The following is a 15,060-nucleotide window of genomic DNA, read 5'->3' on the forward strand; positions in this document are numbered from 1 at the left end:
TGACTCTACATCAAAGAGAATTAATGCGCAAATAAAAGAAGAGTTGATTGAACGTTTAGCTAATTTTTTGGGTAGTTCAACAGATATATTACAAGCATTAGTGGAGGATACTATCTATGCGATAATTCCTGACAAAACTGAAGATCCTGATAATATATCCAATTTTGATGACATTAAAAAGTATATATTCAAATTGCGAAAATGGCTTTTTATTAGTCAAAAATTAAAGCTGAACTCAGTCGAAATAGATGGCATAACTCATTTTAACGACGATGTTATGAACGGTGGTGTATTTTTAGAAGAGACTGATATTATAACCCTAAAAAATACTTACACATTGAAACAATTAATCAAGGCTTTTAATGATAACCAAAATGATTTTATTCAGTATTTGGCTGAACCTTCAGACGAGAAAATTGCCGAAATTACTGGATGGGAAGAAGCGCAAATTGGGGAATTAGGGGAAGTATTGCAAGAAACTAATATTAATTTCAATAGCTTTAACCTTGTTGAAATTATTGCCAAATTCAAGCAGGTATTTGATTTGAACAAATCTTTAGGAGCGAATATTTCTTTTTATGGAAAAGTTCTCTCTTTATTAAATGTTACCGAAGGGAGAAGTCTTAGAGATTGGGTTAACTCCATGGAGGTAGTTCAATCAATCCTCCATCTTGTTAAGGCAAAATATAACGATGACGAGTGGGAAAAAGTCAGTGAAAAATTTGATAGCCACCTTAACGAAGTAAAACGTAATGTCTTAGCTAATTTTGCTTTATGGAAACTGAATCAGAAAGATGACAGCATTAAAAACCTGCGTAACCTTTCAGAATATTTGCTGATTGATGTAGAAACCACAGGTTGTGCTTCTGTTTCTTATATCAAACAAGCCATTCTTTCCCTACAAATGTACCTGCAACGCTGCCGAATGAACCTAGAACCTGGGGTAACTCAGGTCAATATTCCCGAGGTTTGGTGGCAATGGATTATGAATTATCGGATTTGGGAGGCAAACCGAAAAGTTTTCTTGTATCCCGAAAATTATATCGACCCTAGTTTACGGCACACAAAAACTTCGCTTTTCCAAGAACTTGAAAGTGAGTTACTACAATCCGATATCACTCAGGAATCGGTAGAACAAGCCTACCAAAACTATTTTAATAAGTTTGCTGAACTGGCACAACTCAAACCCGCAGCTAGTTATCGCTGCACTGTCGAAATACCCAATAGTTCCGAATCGCAAGACACCTTATTTTTATTTGGTCGTACTGCAAGCGAACCCTATACCTACTACTACCAGGAGTGCATCAATCCTACAGTAAATAAACCCACTTGGACAGCTTGGAACAAAATTGATTTAACGATTAATTCTGATTACATCAATGTCACCTATGCCTTTAACAAGCTGTTTATTTTTTGGGTAGAAATAACCAAAACGAAACAAACAAGGCAAGAAGATGGTAAGACGATTAAAAAGAATGAAACTAAAGCGACCATTAAGTATTCATTTCACAAAGTGGGCAAACAATGGATGCAACCCCAAACCCTAGCCAAAGATATTGTCATTGAAGACTACGAAGAAAACTACGATGAATCTAATCCACAGGTAAACCTATGGCATAAAGTATGTGCGCTGCCCATACCGGGGAATGAGTCAGAAGAAAAAATCCTGACCCTGTTTGGGAATTTCGAGTCTTATCCGAATGGTTTTGAAAGTATAGCTAATGTAGAAACCACTTTGACAAGCAATTTGCTGCCAGAGAATATAAACGTGTTCTTACATAATCAGCCCTCTGGTGGTTTCCGAAGCATAATGTTCAATGGTCAGTTGCAGGCGATCGCCACAAGGAATCTTTTGTATGATAATTATAATGATGACTTAAAAGATAGTACCTTTTTGCATGGACCGGTAGGATACTGGCCAATGAATGATGGGTCTGGAGGACTTATCAAAGATCAAACCGTTCATTATAATAACGGTACTTTCCGAGGTAATCCACAATGGAAAATTGTTAATGATTTTCCTGGAACTGACTCCAGATCTGTACTAGAATTTAATGGGTATAATGCTTACATTTCCTTCAATAGTTCTAATGTTCCTATAGGCAATGAACCCTACACCATTTCAGTCTGGATTAAACCCGAAGACATGAGAACCTCTGGAATTATTGGTTGGGGAAACTATGGATCAACAAACGAAGTAACTGCTCTCGCTATTATAGGATATTCTGATAAGTTCATAAGTCACTATTGGCGCGATATTGAGCTCAATTATTCTGTGGATCTAACAGGTCAGTGGCATCATGTAGTTGCGACATTTGATGGTACAACTAGAAAAATTTTCCTAGATGGACAAGAAGTCGCCTATGATAAACCATCTGGACATTACGTTCCTCGAGGAGATAACTTTACTATTGGTTGGATGGGGAGTACTGGTATTGGTAGTAATTTATACTTCAAAGGTCTAATTGCTGAAGTTGGCATTTGGGATGTAGCTATTAGCGCCGAACAAATCCTGTTGGCTTCAAGACGATCAATTCCACTAATAACAAATAACATATCTACGCCCCATAGTTACACCAAGACGATTAAGAATCAACCGGGGTGGTTCACTTTCGAGAATGGAGATGAGGCTTTTCTGGTTATTCCCCAAGAAAATGATTTTAAACAGATCAGCAATAGCTTAGAGGTCACTCCACAAGATAATGGTAATTTAACCCTGTCATATAATGATTCTTCTGATATTACCCCTCTATCTGAGCAAAAATTTGCCTTCACCAGACTCACCACCAGCACTATTCGACAATTAAATCAAAAAATGCTGATGGGAGGTTTGGATCATTTACTGACTCCGGATTCACAACTCACCCCTGAATTAGATTTCACCCGCTTCTCTCCAACAGAGAATGTCATTGCTCCCAATAGTAAGCAATTAGACTTTGATGGTCCCTACGGGATTTATTTCTGGGAAATCTTTTTCCATATTCCCTTCTTGGTGGCAAACACATTAAACGCTAACCAAAAGTTTGAAGAAGCCCAGAAATGGTATAACTACATTTTTAACCCTACACATCCTACATACATTTTTAATCCCACAAATCCTACATCTTCTAAAGGACTGGTGGCATACTTGCCAATGGATGAAGGGAATGGAATTGACATCCGCGATTTCGCAGAAGGGAATAATAAAAATGGCACTCTACAAGGTAATGTCCAGTGGCAAGAAGTCGCTGATTTTCCAGGTGTTGACTCTAAAAATGTACTGGAGTTTGAAGGTTCAACTTTTATTGAGATTCCCGATCCTTTCGATGACCTTACAAATTTTACCATTGACGTGTGGGTTAAACCCTCGGTGATTAATGATGGTTCTTACCACGGATTCATTGGTAAACAAGAAAATCCGAGAAAGCCAGGTATGTGGTTAGCTCCTAATAATGGAGGATTACATTACGATTCTTACACGGATGCTGGGGAAAGATTTTCTGATATTTTACCAAATTTCTTCACTTCAACTGATGAATGGATTCAGGTTACTTGGGTTAAAAATGGTGAGGAATATAGCTTCTACCGTAATGGTCTACTCTTTGAAACAAGACCAGCACCGCAAAAAGTTTACACCAATCCAGCTAGTAACTATGACATAGGAAGAGTGGATAACTATTGGCAAGGTCAAATAGCGGAAGTTGGCATTTGGGATGTAGCTCTTAGTGCTGAAGAAATTAAAAACTTAAGCGGCAACAATGCAAACGATCGCTTTTGGCGTTATCTGCCATTCCGAGGTCATACCCTGGAGAAACTGAAAGGGATTTTAACAGACGAGCAAGCAATTCAAGCCTATAATAACAATCCCTTTGACCCCCATGCGATCGCCCGCTTGAGAATCGGTGCTTATGAAAAAGCGATCGTCATGAAATACATCGATAACCTCTTAGACTGGGGGGATAACCTCTTTGCTCAAGATACCTGGGAATCAATTACCCAGGCTACCATGCTCTACTTGTTAGCCTATGACCTGCTAGGACACAAACCAGAAGATGTGGGCAAGTGTCAATCATCTGAGTCAGAAACGTTCGATGACATTAAAGAGCAATATGATGGGAAAAACATTCCTCAGTTTTTAATTGAACTTGAGCATCATGTTGGCAACAGTCAAAGCTTAACCCTCACCAGTCACCCCTTTAATGACATTAACGCTTACTTCTGTGTCAGTGAAAACGAACAGTTCACCGCCTACTGGGATCGGGTTCAAGACCGTCTCTATAAAATCCGTCATTGCGAGAACATCGAAGGTGTGGTGCGACAACTAGCCCTGTTTGAACCTCCCATAGATCCCAACCAACTCGTCCGTGCTGTTGCGGGGGGAAACACACCCATGAGTGTTGTTTCTGGTTTAACTGCTGAAGTGCCTAACTATCGTTTCGATTATATGTTAGAGCGAGCCAAAAATATCACTTCTACCTTGATTCAACTGGGTTCCTCACTCTTAAGTGCTCTAGAAAAGAAAGATGCTGAACAAATTGCTTTACTGCGAGCTACCCAAGAACCAGCTATTTTAAGGCTAATCCAAACAACAAAAGAAAAGCAAATCAAAGAAGCTCAGGCAAACTTAGACTCTCTCAACAAGAGCCTTGATGCTGCTAATAATCGCGTTACCCATTATCAAGGTTTGATTGATGGTGGACTTTCCAGTCATGAGAAAGATAACGAGCGATTAATGGAATCTGCCATAGCTTTTGAAGCAACTGCCGCTATCTCCCATACTATATCCTCTCCTGTTTATTCTGTTCCTACCATCTTCGGATTTTCAGATGGGGGATTTAAACCAGCCGATATTATCCGTGCCATAGGTGAAGCAGCTCAAAGCACTGCTGGTGTTCTTAACCAAAGTTCTCAGTTAACTGCAACATTTGCACAATTCGATCGCCGTGAAGAAGACTGGCAACTTCAACTGCAAATCGCTCAAGATGAAGTGTCTCAAATCGAAAAACAAATTGCTGCTTCTAAAATCAATATCGAAATTGCCACATCCGAACTCACGAGCCACCAAAAAAGCATCGAACAAGCTGATGAAGTAGAAAACTTCTTCAAAAATAAGTTTACCACGACAGATTTGTACCAATGGATGGTCAGTCGCTTGTCCACTCTATATTTCCAGACCTTTAAAATTGCCCAAGATATGGCACTGGCTGCCCAAAAAGCCTACCAATATGAACTTAATCAAGATGAAACCTATATTCAATTTGACTACTGGGACAGTTTGCATAAAGGACTACTAGCTGGAGAAAGTTTAATGTTGGGCTTAAACCAACTGGAAAAAGCCTATATTGAGGGTAATTCTCGCTACCTAGAAATTGAGAAAACTATCTCGCTGCTACAACTCAATCCCCAAGCTTTCCAACAATTTAAAGATACTGGAAAATGCGAATTTAAATTGAGTGAAAAACTTTTTGACTTCGATTTTCCCGGTCATTACTGCCGTCAAATCAAAACCATTGCCATTTCTATCCCCGCAGTTGTTGGTCCCTATCAAAATATCAAAGCGACCTTAACCCAAACCTCTAACAAGACACTGCTACAACCAAATGTTAATGCAGTGGAATACCTACTGAGTGGAGGGGAAAATCCACCAGATGAGTCGATTTTGCGCTCAAATTGGCGACGCAATCAAAAAATAGCCATTTCCCGAGGTGCTAACGATAATGGACTATTTGAACTGAATTTCCGGGATGAACGCTACCTACCCTTTGAAGGCACAGGTGCAGTGTCTACCTGGGAACTGAGTTTACCTAAACAAACTAATCCCATTGACTTTGACACCATTTCAGATGTGATTATTACCTTGAGTTACACCGCTTTAGATGGAGGGGATAAATTCAGGAAAGATGTCACCAATTTAGAGCCATTACAACGCTATTCTGAGGCTTATTATTTTAACCTCAAACAAGCATTTCCAGGGGAATGGCATACTTTTATGAATTTAAACACAGACAGGAATTCGCAAAAGTTGACATTTACCATCTCTTCTGAGATTATTCCACCTCACATCGAAGATGCTAAACTTACAGGGATAATCTTTAAACTTGATGCTCCTAATGTCTCATCACCTTTGGATTTTGCCACTATTACTCTTGGAGAAAATCCTATCATTAATCAAAATGATAATTCAATTAATGATAGTGTAGCAGATAATTGGTTTGGGGATTGGGTGATGAATTTCGACCTAACTAACGTTCCCGGAAATTTGAAAAAGGATGGATTATTAAATCCTGAAATTGTCAAGACTATAGAATTAATCTTGATTTACGAAGGGAAGATAATATGGTAAGGATTCAGCTATCAGCTATCAGCTATCAGCTATCAGTTTTTGAATAAAACAGATAAGCATTGGAATAATGCTGAGTTACCTCAGCTGTTCGCGTAGCGTGAGCCTTGGCCTATGGCCATACAACAAATGGCTGACGGCTGACAGCTGACGGCTGACCGCTTACCCCGACTCCCGACTCCCGACTCCCGACTCCCGACTCCCGACTCCCCAAAACCATTGAGAACTCCCATAAAATGGCATAATTGCCTGATGCCTCAATAAATAATAGGGTAATCCAAGATAATGTGAAGGTAATCGACATCTGTTACCTTCAGGCCATGACCGAAGGACCAAACCGCGATCAGACTAGTCGTCTGGTATTATTCATTACCCTCTGGCTCAGCTTGTTTGTTTTATCAGTCAAGGTGTCAGCAGCTTGGGCTACCCAATCGCTCAGTCTGATGGGGGAATCTCTGTTCACCCTATTAATTTGCTTTAATACCCTTGTCAATTTGCTGATGATCACTACCTTTGACAATCCGCCAGATCTGTCAGTCTATGGTCATGGTAAACGGGAAACCGTGATTACCTTTGTGCTAATTGCCTTTTTCGGCTTTGCTGGGGGAAATTTGTGCCTACTGTCCTCTCAGCAGTTACTAACCCTGATTCAGGGAGGAACCTTAACTATTCCTGTCCGGCTCAGTTTACCCTTAGCACAATTGTTGGGAGCCGTGTTAGCCATGAGCCTTGGTTGGTCTTGCCTGATGGTTTACCAAGCTAGAGTGGTCAGGAGTCCTACCCTACGCTTTCAGGCCGCTCAAATGCTCCAGGATGTGGGCTTAACTATACTAGTACTCGGTGGGCTTTGGGGGGTTTCCCGAGGTTTCCTATGGCTCGATCCACTGCTGAGTAGTGTGCTGGTGCTCTTTGCCGGGGCAAATTGTTGGCAAGTTATCAACTGGCAGTTGCCCCTGCTAGTCAAACAAAATCCAATTGATCCAGAAGCGATCGCTAACATAGCCCATCAAGTTGGAGGTGTCACTCGCTGTGATCAAATTCAGTGCCGGGGTGTTGTAGGACGCTTCATGTATGTTGAAATGCATTTGGTAGTGCATCCAGAGTTCTCAGGAGTCATTTCTCTGATTGCTGAACGGATTCAGGGAGGAATTCAAGAACGCTACGGACCCGTACAAGCTATTTTCCACATCGATGATGACTTAACAGAATCCTTACGATGGAATGGCTCGAACCGTAACCCACAAATCAACGGTAAAGATGACCCAGATGGGGAGTAGGGAGTAGGGAGTAGGGAGTAGGGAGTAGGGTGTAGGGAGTAGGGTGTAGGGTGTAGGGTGTAGGCGTTACTCTGGTCAAGGTTTCGGAAGCTAAAATCACGACTTGTGTACCACTACTGATTTTTTTCCTCTTGCCTCTTGCCTCTGTTACCCTCCTGGGAGGGGTTAGGGGTGGGTTACTCTTGCCTCTTGCCTCTTGCCTCTTGCCTCTTGCCTCTTGCCTCTTGCCTATTCCCCATTCCCTATTCCCCATTCCCTATTCTCTCGAATAAACTAATCTACTATAATAGTTAATTGCCCAAAAATTAATACTTAAGCAGACAGCTGCTAAAAAAAACAGAATGTAGGTGGGAGCCATCACTACTCCAATCATCAACCAACTATACACATGGAATAGCATTACAAAAGCTGGGATGCACGCAACTAAAGCAGCTTTCCGCACCTGAACTTGGGGATAACCAATCACAGTGAAAATGATAGTTTGCAAGGTCAGCAGCAAATTAGCAGGAACTAAAATGGCACAGATCGCTACACAATGGTTACGGGAGAAATCAAATAGGATATTAAAGTCAAACATTGTAAAATTGCTAAGATTATCCTTATCAGTTTATAGTTAAAGGTTTAACAGACGCTGGGAATTGCTCAATATAGCCTTTACAAGGCAAGAGGCAAGAGGCAAGAGGCAAAAGGCAAAGGTGCGCTTGACCCATTAAAAATTAAATTCGCCACGGGTCGCACCTAAAAGTTGACTAAAACAGCTTTTGCTGCTTGTATCAATGTCCTAAATTTAATGCGTAGTGCTATACAAATCTCCCCCCTCTGCCCACACCTCCCACACTTCCCACACTTCCCCCGACTCCCGACTCCCGACTCCCTACTCCCTACTCCCTACTCCCCACTCCCGACTCCCTACTCCCTAAAAAGCTAATCAAAGGGATAGGCCATCTTATAAGGATCAACAATTTGGTCAAACTCAACAGCAGAAACATAGCCTAATTCTAGGCAAGCTGCTTTCAGGGTAAGGTTCTTCTCAGTAGCATGGTGCGCCACTTGTGCGGCTTTGTCGTAACCGATGATTGGACTCAAAGCGGTGACTAGCATCAGGGACTGTTCCAGGAAATACTGGATTTTCTCTTGATTCGGTTCCAGTCCCTTCAGCAGGAAGTCAGTGAAATTGTTGCAGCTGTCAGCAAGTAGATGGACAGATTGGAGCAAGTTGAACACAATCATGGGCTTAAAGGTGTTCAACTCAAAGTGCCCCTGAGCACCAGCAAATGCGATCGCACTATCGTAGCCCATCACCTGAGTAGCTGCCATAGTCATCGCTTCGCACTGGGTCGGATTAACTTTTCCTGGCATAATCGAAGACCCTGGCTCATTGGATGGCAGCTTCAGTTCCCCAAATCCGCAGCGTGGTCCACACCCTAAGAAACGGATATCATTAGCAATCTTCAATAACGAGCACGCTAGGGTTTTCAGGGCACCGCTAGCCATAACCATGTCATCATGAGCTGCTAGAGCCGCAAACTTGTTAGGAGCAGACACAAAGGGCAAGCCAGTCAACTTAGCAATATGCTCAGCAGCCTTTTCTGCAAAGCCCTTGCCAGCATTTAACCCAGTCCCGACCGCCGTTCCACCAATCGCCAACTCGTATAAGCCACGAAGCACAGAGTCGATCCGTGCTAAATTAGCATCTAGCTGGGCAACATAACCGGAAAACTCTTGACCCAAGGTTAACGGTACAGCATCTTGAAGGTGAGTGCGCCCAATCTTAGCTATATTATCCCATGCTTTCGCCTTCTCCTCTAGAGCATCCCGCATTTTCGTCACCTTAGGCATCAGTCGCTCATGAAAGGCTAGCGCTGAGGCGATGTGCATAGCTGTGGGAAAGGTATCATTAGAGGATTGGGACATATTGACGTGGTCATTGGGATGAATTGGGTTTTTGCTACCCATCACCCCCCCAGCTAGTTCAATAGCACGATTAGCAATCACCTCGTTCACGTTCATGTTGCACTGGGTACCACTACCAGTCATCCAAACACGGAGAGGGAAGTTACCGTCTAGCTGGCCTTCGATGACCTCAGTTGCTGCTTCAATGATTAACTTAGCTTTATCCTCTGGTAGTTTACCCAGTTCACAGTTAGTCAGAGCAGCCGCTTTTTTCAGAATAGCCATCGCTGTTATGACTTCCGCAGGGATAAAGTCTTGTCCAATCGAGAAATATTTTAGCGATCGCTGAGTTTGAGCGCCCCAATACCGATTAGCAGGAACTTCGATTTCCCCCATGCTATCGGTTTCTATTCGCATCTTAGTCATCAGTGATATCAACTTCCCTTGGTTCCTTCGTTTATGGTATAGCACAGGGAGTAGGGAGTAGGGAGCGGTGCGACCCGTGGCGAATTTAATTCGCCTACGGAAAGCGCACCGAGGGAGTAGGGAGTAGGTATGCATCCCTTTTATCGGACTTCATGGTATGTTTAAAATAGCGATAGATATCAGCAAATTTGGTAACCGTTTATGGCTATCTTAATACTTTATCACTACCTCCAAATAAATGATTAAAATCAATCTTAATTTATCCTAAATTTTCACCATAATCCGCTCTATTTTATCCTGTGCCCTGTTCCCTGTTATAGTAGTTTTATAGATTACCTCTTATAATTAGGTTAAACTCAATCGAGTTTTTTCTATCAAGTGTAAGATAATTCTAAATTCTAAATTCTAAATTCTAAATTCTAAATTCTTAATTCTTAATTCTTAATTCTTAATTCTAAATGATGGAAGAATGGTTAATTTACAAGGAGTTTCGGTTTGAAGCTGCTCATCGCCTTCCCCATCATGACGGCAAATGTAGTCGGTTACATGGCCATAGCTGGGTGGGGCGAGTTTATGTCAAAGGTGATCAACTAATTGAGGAGGGTTCAAAACAGGGGATGATAATGGACTATGGAGATATCAAGACCTATCTCAAGCCTCTGTTAGATAACTTTTTGGATCATTATTACCTCAATGAGACCACCGGCTTGGAGAATCCTAGTAGTGAAGCGATCGCCAAGTGGGTTTTTGAGCGACTTGAAGAAGCGGGTTTACCAGGATTGTATGCCGTTGAAATTCAAGAAACCTGTACCTCTGGTACGCGATATATGAAACCTAATATCAAGTCTGGTTGAATAGCCATAATTAAGAGGAGGGTGGGGAGGTGGGGAGATGGGGAGATGGGGAGATGGGGAGATGGGGAGATGGGGAGATGGGAGAGATTTTAATTAAGGGTAATTATGCTGAGTAGACCTCCAGCGGTCAGCGGTCAGCGGTCAGCGGTCAGCTTAGAATAAAATTGAAAGTCTGGGGAAAAGCCGATTGCGCGTAGCCCATAGGCTGATAGCTGATAGCTGATAGCTGATAGCTGATAGCTGATAGCTGATAGCTGATAGCTGATAGCTGATAGCTGATAGCTGATAGCTGAATGCTTAGGTTTTATGATAGTGTTTGCGTCAATTCTTGTCCACTGTTCCCAGATCCGCTGTTCCCTGTTCCCCACAACTGCAAGAAGTCTAGTCAATAGCTTCGCTATGCAAATAGGAGTTGCCAACCGACAATTGCGATCGCTAAATCAGCAAGAATATGACTAACATAACCAGACCAGATGGAACGGTAGGTTAGATAGCACCACGACCATACTGCTCCAGCCATGAACACCCCTAATGAGCCAAGTATGACCACCAGCCAATCCTGGGTGTAAAAGGTTAAAGCAATAATATGATGGAGGGTAAACAGCAATGCACAAAGCAATACTGACCCAAGTCCCGGGATGAGAATCTGGCACTTGCTCCAGACAAACCAACGCCAGATATACTCTTCCAGGAAGGCATTAATCAAAGTCCAATACATCGCCCCGAGTACATAAATGTATGCACTAGTTATGCCAACTTCTTGGGCTTTAGTGCGAAGATCCGTCTGATCAATCCAGTGCTGACCAAAAAGCCAATAAGCCCCAAGGATGATGCCAAACATCACCAGTCCCAAAATAGTTCCAGTCAACAACTCCTGCCGCTTCGGCCAGGATAAACGTAACTTGCCACGATCCACCCAGAAAAACCAAGCAAGAGGCAGTGCTAGTAACCAGACTTTGCAACATGAGAATACTGCCTGCCCTAATGCTCCTGGAGCAATATATAGTGCCATTGCTACACCGATACTCCCAGCAGGAACTAGCAGTAGCAAAGCCAATAGGGGATTTTTACCAGAGTGAGTCTTGAGCATTGGAAATTCTCCGGTGGTAACTTTATTGGTTATGCTAGAAGCTTTGGTTGAAACTATCGGTAAGTTCTGTGCCAGTTGTAAAAGTTTCCTAAGGGTATAGCTAGGATAACCTCATACCTTTAAACCTTTGTGCCATACTGCCCTCTTCCTTAGCCATAGCTTCGCTAATGTATAGTTCCTGCCTCGGCAGTGGGATCACAATTCCCTCTTCTTCAAATCTTTCTTTGATAATTCGGTTGAGGTCACAATAGGCTGTCCAATAATCCTCTCTCTTGGTATATGCTTTAAACCAAATGTTAACAGCATATTCAGCCAATTCACCGGTATCAATCCAAGGGCCTGGGTCTTTCAATACTAAAGGATGAGAGTTAGCAATATCTTTAAGAACTTGGATCGTTTGAGTAATACTATTTTGGTAACTGACCCTTACCGTGATAAACATAGCGCGGACGGGGCTACTGGTTTCATTCTCGATAATATTCCCCCAGACTGAGTTGTTCGGCACAATAATAATTTTACTTTGAGCAGTTTTGATGGTGGTGCAAATTAAGTTAACATCCTCAACATTTCCTCTTACCCCAGCTACTTCAATGATATCCCCCACGTCGAAAGGTTTATAGAGTAAAATCATTAAGCCATTGGCCAAATTACCCAGGGTACTTTGGAACGCAAACGCTATCACAAAACCAGCAGCTCCAATCATAGCGATCAGTGGGCCAATACTTACCTCTAGGGCAGTAATCCCGACAAGAATACCCACCACAAATAATCCTTGGCGGGTTAGACTAACCAAGAACTGACCCAACATCACTGAGATATTTGGGAACATCCCCAAAGATTTCTCGAGTACTGTTCCTAAGATTACCGAGAGGATGCTAAAGCCAGCAATGATTCCTATACATTTGCCAATGTTATTGGCCCAGCGCTGACCTCCTTCTTTAGACTGGAGCCAGCCAACGATAGTAATCCAGGTTCCTTGAGTGTCGGTTACATCAACCTTAATCCCACTGATGGCATTGACGTATTTTTGGTACAACTTGACATCACCACCTTTAGTGTCCAGCTCTTCAAGTACCACCTCAAAGCGATCGCTTAAACCAGCCCGTTCATCCCGGAGTTTCGTGATGTTGACCAGTACTTGTTTTTTAACTTCGGTCTTGGCCTCGACCGCTTCTTCTATCTTTTCTTGAGCTTTGTCCAGTCCCTGTTCAGTCTTTTTCTGCTGTTGTTCATCCGTAACCACTTTGTTGCTAATTGTCCCAATCTGCTCTTGAACCTTAGCAACTTCCTCGTCTGAGGTTTTGGCTTTATTTTTATCCTCTTCCGTACTTTCAACTGCTTTATCAATCGCCCCTTGCAAGGTTTTATCCTGCTGGGTCTTTTCTTCTTCTTTTACCGCTTCTTCTACTGAATCCTGAGCTTTTTCGAGAGCTTTCTGTGCTTCTTGTGCAGCTTCTAAAGCTTCAACAGAAGCTGATGGTGATGGCTCAGTCTCTATTTTTTCTTTAGTGTCTTTGGCTTCCTCAAGAGCCTTTTTGGCATCTTCTAGGGCATCAACAGCTTCCTGAGATTGTTTAAGCTCTCGATTTTTGCGCTTGACAGCAATTTCAGCATCGCTGAGTTCTTTAACTTTAGTTTTAAGCAAGAACATCCACCCCTGAGCTTCACCCTCTAGCTCATCCTTAGTCAATGGCTTGAGCAATAGCTCTAGCTCCTCAATCGGAATAGTTGGATCTGCAGTTGTAACTGCTTTCTGATTAGGTGCATTAGTGCTTTGTTGAGCTTGGACAGGTAACCACCATGCCCCAACGATTAAGAGACTGCCAAACAAAATGCTTATTTTCTTTTGTCGGTAACGAATCATTGGTTTTTCGTGTTAATAAGACGTTAATGAAGAGGTAACGTGTGTAGTTTGGTTCACTGTTAAGTGTGAACCAGCGATGCAGCGCGGTCTTGGGGAGGCAGCGCGGTCTTGGGGGTTCCCCCCATGAGCGACTGCCGTGGTTTCCCCCACTCGCGCTTTGCATGGCTGACAATGAAGATGCAACCTGTATAGTTTGGTTCACTGTTGTGTGAACCGTTGAGTGTGAACAGTTGCTCCCCGATTACCCCCCGAAGATCGGCAGGGCTGTAACATTGCTCGATCTAGACTGAGGGGGGTAGAGCACCAGAGGAGCGGATCTGAATTTTCCGCAAATATTGGGGGTTTTAACAGAATTTATCCCTTTCTAATTCTCTGTATCTAACCAAGAAATGAAGAGCCGGGGGCAGTCAATATAGCGCTACGCGCCAGGCTTGAGGCAAGAGGCAAAAGGCAAAAGCTTACTAAAACAGCTTTTCAGCTTTTATCAATGTCCTAAGCTTAATGAGTAGTACTATAGTGGCTGTATCTCACTGTCTTGATCCCAAGGGCGAGTGGGGGAAACCACGGCAGTATAGCGCTACGCGCCAGGCTTGAGGCAAGAGGCAAAAGGCAAAAGCTTACTAAAACAGCTTTTCAGCTTTTATCAATGTCCTAAGCTTAATGAGTAGTACTATAGTGGCTGTATCTCACTGTCTTGATCCCAAGGGCGAGTGGGGGAAACCACGGCAGTTGATCATGGGGCGAACCACGGCAGTCGCTCATGGGGGGAACCCCCATGACCGCGCTGGCTCCCCAACACCACGCTGGCTCCCTAAGACCGTGCTACCTCGCTGCATCGCTTTTGGAAAAATACGACCATTGAAGGCTAAAACACTTCTCCAGTTCCTTGAGTTATAGATTTACAACTAATAGATGCACCTGTAAATAGTGAAAAATTAACAGTTAACTTTAAATAGTCAACAATGTATAGATAGCTTTTTTACATCTTGGACAAAAATTTTGGCCAATCTTCCCTGAGCACCGACTAGGATTTTATCATATCTTTATTTCCCTGGCTGCTAATTAGAGCATCCTTTAACCAAAATTCCGCACTTCACCGTGTACTACGTAATCATAACGATTTATGTGTAGTCTATAAAACATATATATTTATATAACTAAATATTTATACGTAAAAACTCCCCAAGGTACACAGGATTAGCGTATTACTTTGCATACTACAAATTAATCTGCGGAATGTGGGGTTTAACCCTTGGGGAGAGAGCTATGGAGCGCAAGGAGTTGCTATCTAGGCATAACTTCTTCTAGGGGAAGGTCATTGTCTTTAAACCTTTTTA

General features: G+C 42.6%; 14 protein-coding genes. 6 read left to right on the forward strand and 8 right to left on the reverse strand.

What is annotated here, in order from left to right; genetic code table 11:
- Positions 1–43: 43 nt before the first annotated feature.
- Positions 44–6,322: a neuraminidase-like domain-containing protein gene (locus tag F6J99_RS29455; protein ID WP_293118152.1), complete on the forward strand. Its 6,279-nt coding sequence runs from the start codon at positions 44–46 to the stop codon at positions 6,320–6,322.
- 109 nt (positions 6,323–6,431) lie between these two features.
- On the opposite strand, the gene F6J99_RS29460 is transcribed toward F6J99_RS29455, so the two are convergent.
- The gene (locus tag F6J99_RS29460; RefSeq protein WP_293118155.1) at positions 6,432–6,623 is read right to left on the reverse strand and encodes a hypothetical protein; all 192 of its coding nucleotides are present in this window, start codon (positions 6,621–6,623) and stop codon (positions 6,432–6,434) included.
- 16 nt (positions 6,624–6,639) lie between these two features.
- Between F6J99_RS29460 and F6J99_RS29465 the strand changes: the two genes are divergently transcribed.
- Positions 6,640–7,596 (forward strand): cation transporter, encoded by a 957-nt coding sequence (locus tag F6J99_RS29465; protein ID WP_293118158.1) that lies wholly within the window; start codon positions 6,640–6,642, stop codon positions 7,594–7,596.
- Here F6J99_RS29465 and F6J99_RS29470 read toward each other — a convergent pair.
- Entirely contained in the window at positions 7,565–7,696 is a 132-nt protein-coding gene (locus F6J99_RS29470; protein ID WP_293118161.1) for a hypothetical protein, read from the reverse strand. The two genes, F6J99_RS29465 and F6J99_RS29470, sit on opposite strands and share 32 nt — an antisense overlap.
- Before the next feature lie 31 nt (positions 7,697–7,727).
- Here F6J99_RS29470 and F6J99_RS29475 point away from each other — a divergent pair, with 31 nt between their 5' ends.
- Positions 7,728–7,868, forward strand: coding sequence for a hypothetical protein (locus F6J99_RS29475; protein WP_293118164.1), 141 nt, complete (start codon positions 7,728–7,730; stop codon positions 7,866–7,868).
- Here F6J99_RS29475 and F6J99_RS29480 read toward each other — a convergent pair.
- Complete coding sequence (locus F6J99_RS29480) at positions 7,853–8,173, reverse strand: hypothetical protein (RefSeq protein WP_293118167.1); 321 nt, start codon at positions 8,171–8,173, stop codon at positions 7,853–7,855. The two genes, F6J99_RS29475 and F6J99_RS29480, sit on opposite strands and share 16 nt — an antisense overlap.
- 220 nt (positions 8,174–8,393) lie before the next feature.
- Between F6J99_RS29480 and F6J99_RS29485 the strand changes: the two genes are divergently transcribed.
- Positions 8,394–8,516, forward strand: a complete 123-nt coding sequence (locus F6J99_RS29485) for a hypothetical protein (RefSeq protein ID WP_293118170.1) — start codon at positions 8,394–8,396, stop codon at positions 8,514–8,516.
- 4 nt (positions 8,517–8,520) lie between these two features.
- Here the strand turns inward: F6J99_RS29485 and fumC are convergent, their stop codons facing one another.
- On the reverse strand, positions 8,521–9,915 hold the full coding sequence (gene fumC / locus F6J99_RS29490) for a class II fumarate hydratase (protein ID WP_293118191.1): 1,395 nt from the start codon (positions 9,913–9,915) through the stop codon (positions 8,521–8,523).
- Between the two features lie 461 nt (positions 9,916–10,376).
- Here fumC and queD point away from each other — a divergent pair, with 461 nt between their 5' ends.
- A complete protein-coding gene (queD, locus tag F6J99_RS29495; RefSeq protein WP_365974450.1) occupies positions 10,377–10,769 on the forward strand; it encodes a 6-carboxytetrahydropterin synthase QueD in 393 nt (130 codons plus the stop codon).
- A gap of 134 nt (positions 10,770–10,903) precedes the next feature.
- Here the strand turns inward: queD and F6J99_RS29500 are convergent, their stop codons facing one another.
- The 4 genes from F6J99_RS29500 to F6J99_RS29515 all read right to left on the reverse strand — a co-directional run bounded on the left by F6J99_RS29500 (position 10,904) and on the right by F6J99_RS29515 (position 13,873).
- Positions 10,904–11,158: a hypothetical protein gene (locus tag F6J99_RS29500; protein WP_293118177.1), complete on the reverse strand. Its 255-nt coding sequence runs from the start codon at positions 11,156–11,158 to the stop codon at positions 10,904–10,906.
- 8 nt (positions 11,159–11,166) lie between these two features.
- Positions 11,167–11,859, reverse strand: coding sequence for a CPBP family intramembrane glutamic endopeptidase (locus F6J99_RS29505; RefSeq protein WP_293118180.1), 693 nt, complete (start codon positions 11,857–11,859; stop codon positions 11,167–11,169).
- Between the two features lie 100 nt (positions 11,860–11,959).
- Positions 11,960–13,723 (reverse strand): mechanosensitive ion channel domain-containing protein, encoded by a 1,764-nt coding sequence (locus F6J99_RS29510; RefSeq protein ID WP_293118183.1) that lies wholly within the window; start codon positions 13,721–13,723, stop codon positions 11,960–11,962.
- A gap of 12 nt (positions 13,724–13,735) precedes the next feature.
- A complete protein-coding gene (locus F6J99_RS29515) occupies positions 13,736–13,873 on the reverse strand; it encodes a hypothetical protein (RefSeq protein WP_293118186.1) in 138 nt (45 codons plus the stop codon).
- Positions 13,874–14,458: 585 nt separating this feature from the next.
- Between F6J99_RS29515 and F6J99_RS29520 the strand changes: the two genes are divergently transcribed.
- Positions 14,459–14,620: a hypothetical protein gene (locus F6J99_RS29520; protein ID WP_293118189.1), complete on the forward strand. Its 162-nt coding sequence runs from the start codon at positions 14,459–14,461 to the stop codon at positions 14,618–14,620.
- The last annotated feature ends 440 nt before the right edge of the window (positions 14,621–15,060 follow it).

The sequence above is a fragment of the Moorena sp. SIO4G3 genome, assembly GCF_010692305.1.
Classification (GTDB): Bacteria; Cyanobacteriota; Cyanobacteriia; order Cyanobacteriales; family Coleofasciculaceae; genus Moorena; species Moorena producens_A.

Excerpts from the sequence above, each read along its gene's own strand:
- F6J99_RS29460 (WP_293118155.1), bottom strand. The coding sequence starts at position 6,623 with ATGTCGATTACCTTCACATTATCTTGGATTACCCTATTATTTATTGAG.
- F6J99_RS29465 (WP_293118158.1), top strand. The coding sequence starts at position 6,640 with ATGACCGAAGGACCAAACCGCGATCAGACTAGTCGTCTGGTATTATTC.
- F6J99_RS29480 (WP_293118167.1), bottom strand. The coding sequence starts at position 8,173 with ATGTTTGACTTTAATATCCTATTTGATTTCTCCCGTAACCATTGTGTA.
- fumC (WP_293118191.1), bottom strand. The coding sequence starts at position 9,915 with ATGACTAAGATGCGAATAGAAACCGATAGCATGGGGGAAATCGAAGTT.
- queD (WP_365974450.1), top strand. The coding sequence starts at position 10,377 with ATGGAAGAATGGTTAATTTACAAGGAGTTTCGGTTTGAAGCTGCTCAT.
- F6J99_RS29505 (WP_293118180.1), bottom strand. The coding sequence starts at position 11,859 with ATGCTCAAGACTCACTCTGGTAAAAATCCCCTATTGGCTTTGCTACTG.
- F6J99_RS29510 (WP_293118183.1), bottom strand. The coding sequence starts at position 13,723 with ATGATTCGTTACCGACAAAAGAAAATAAGCATTTTGTTTGGCAGTCTC.
- F6J99_RS29520 (WP_293118189.1), top strand. The coding sequence starts at position 14,459 with ATGGGGCGAACCACGGCAGTCGCTCATGGGGGGAACCCCCATGACCGC.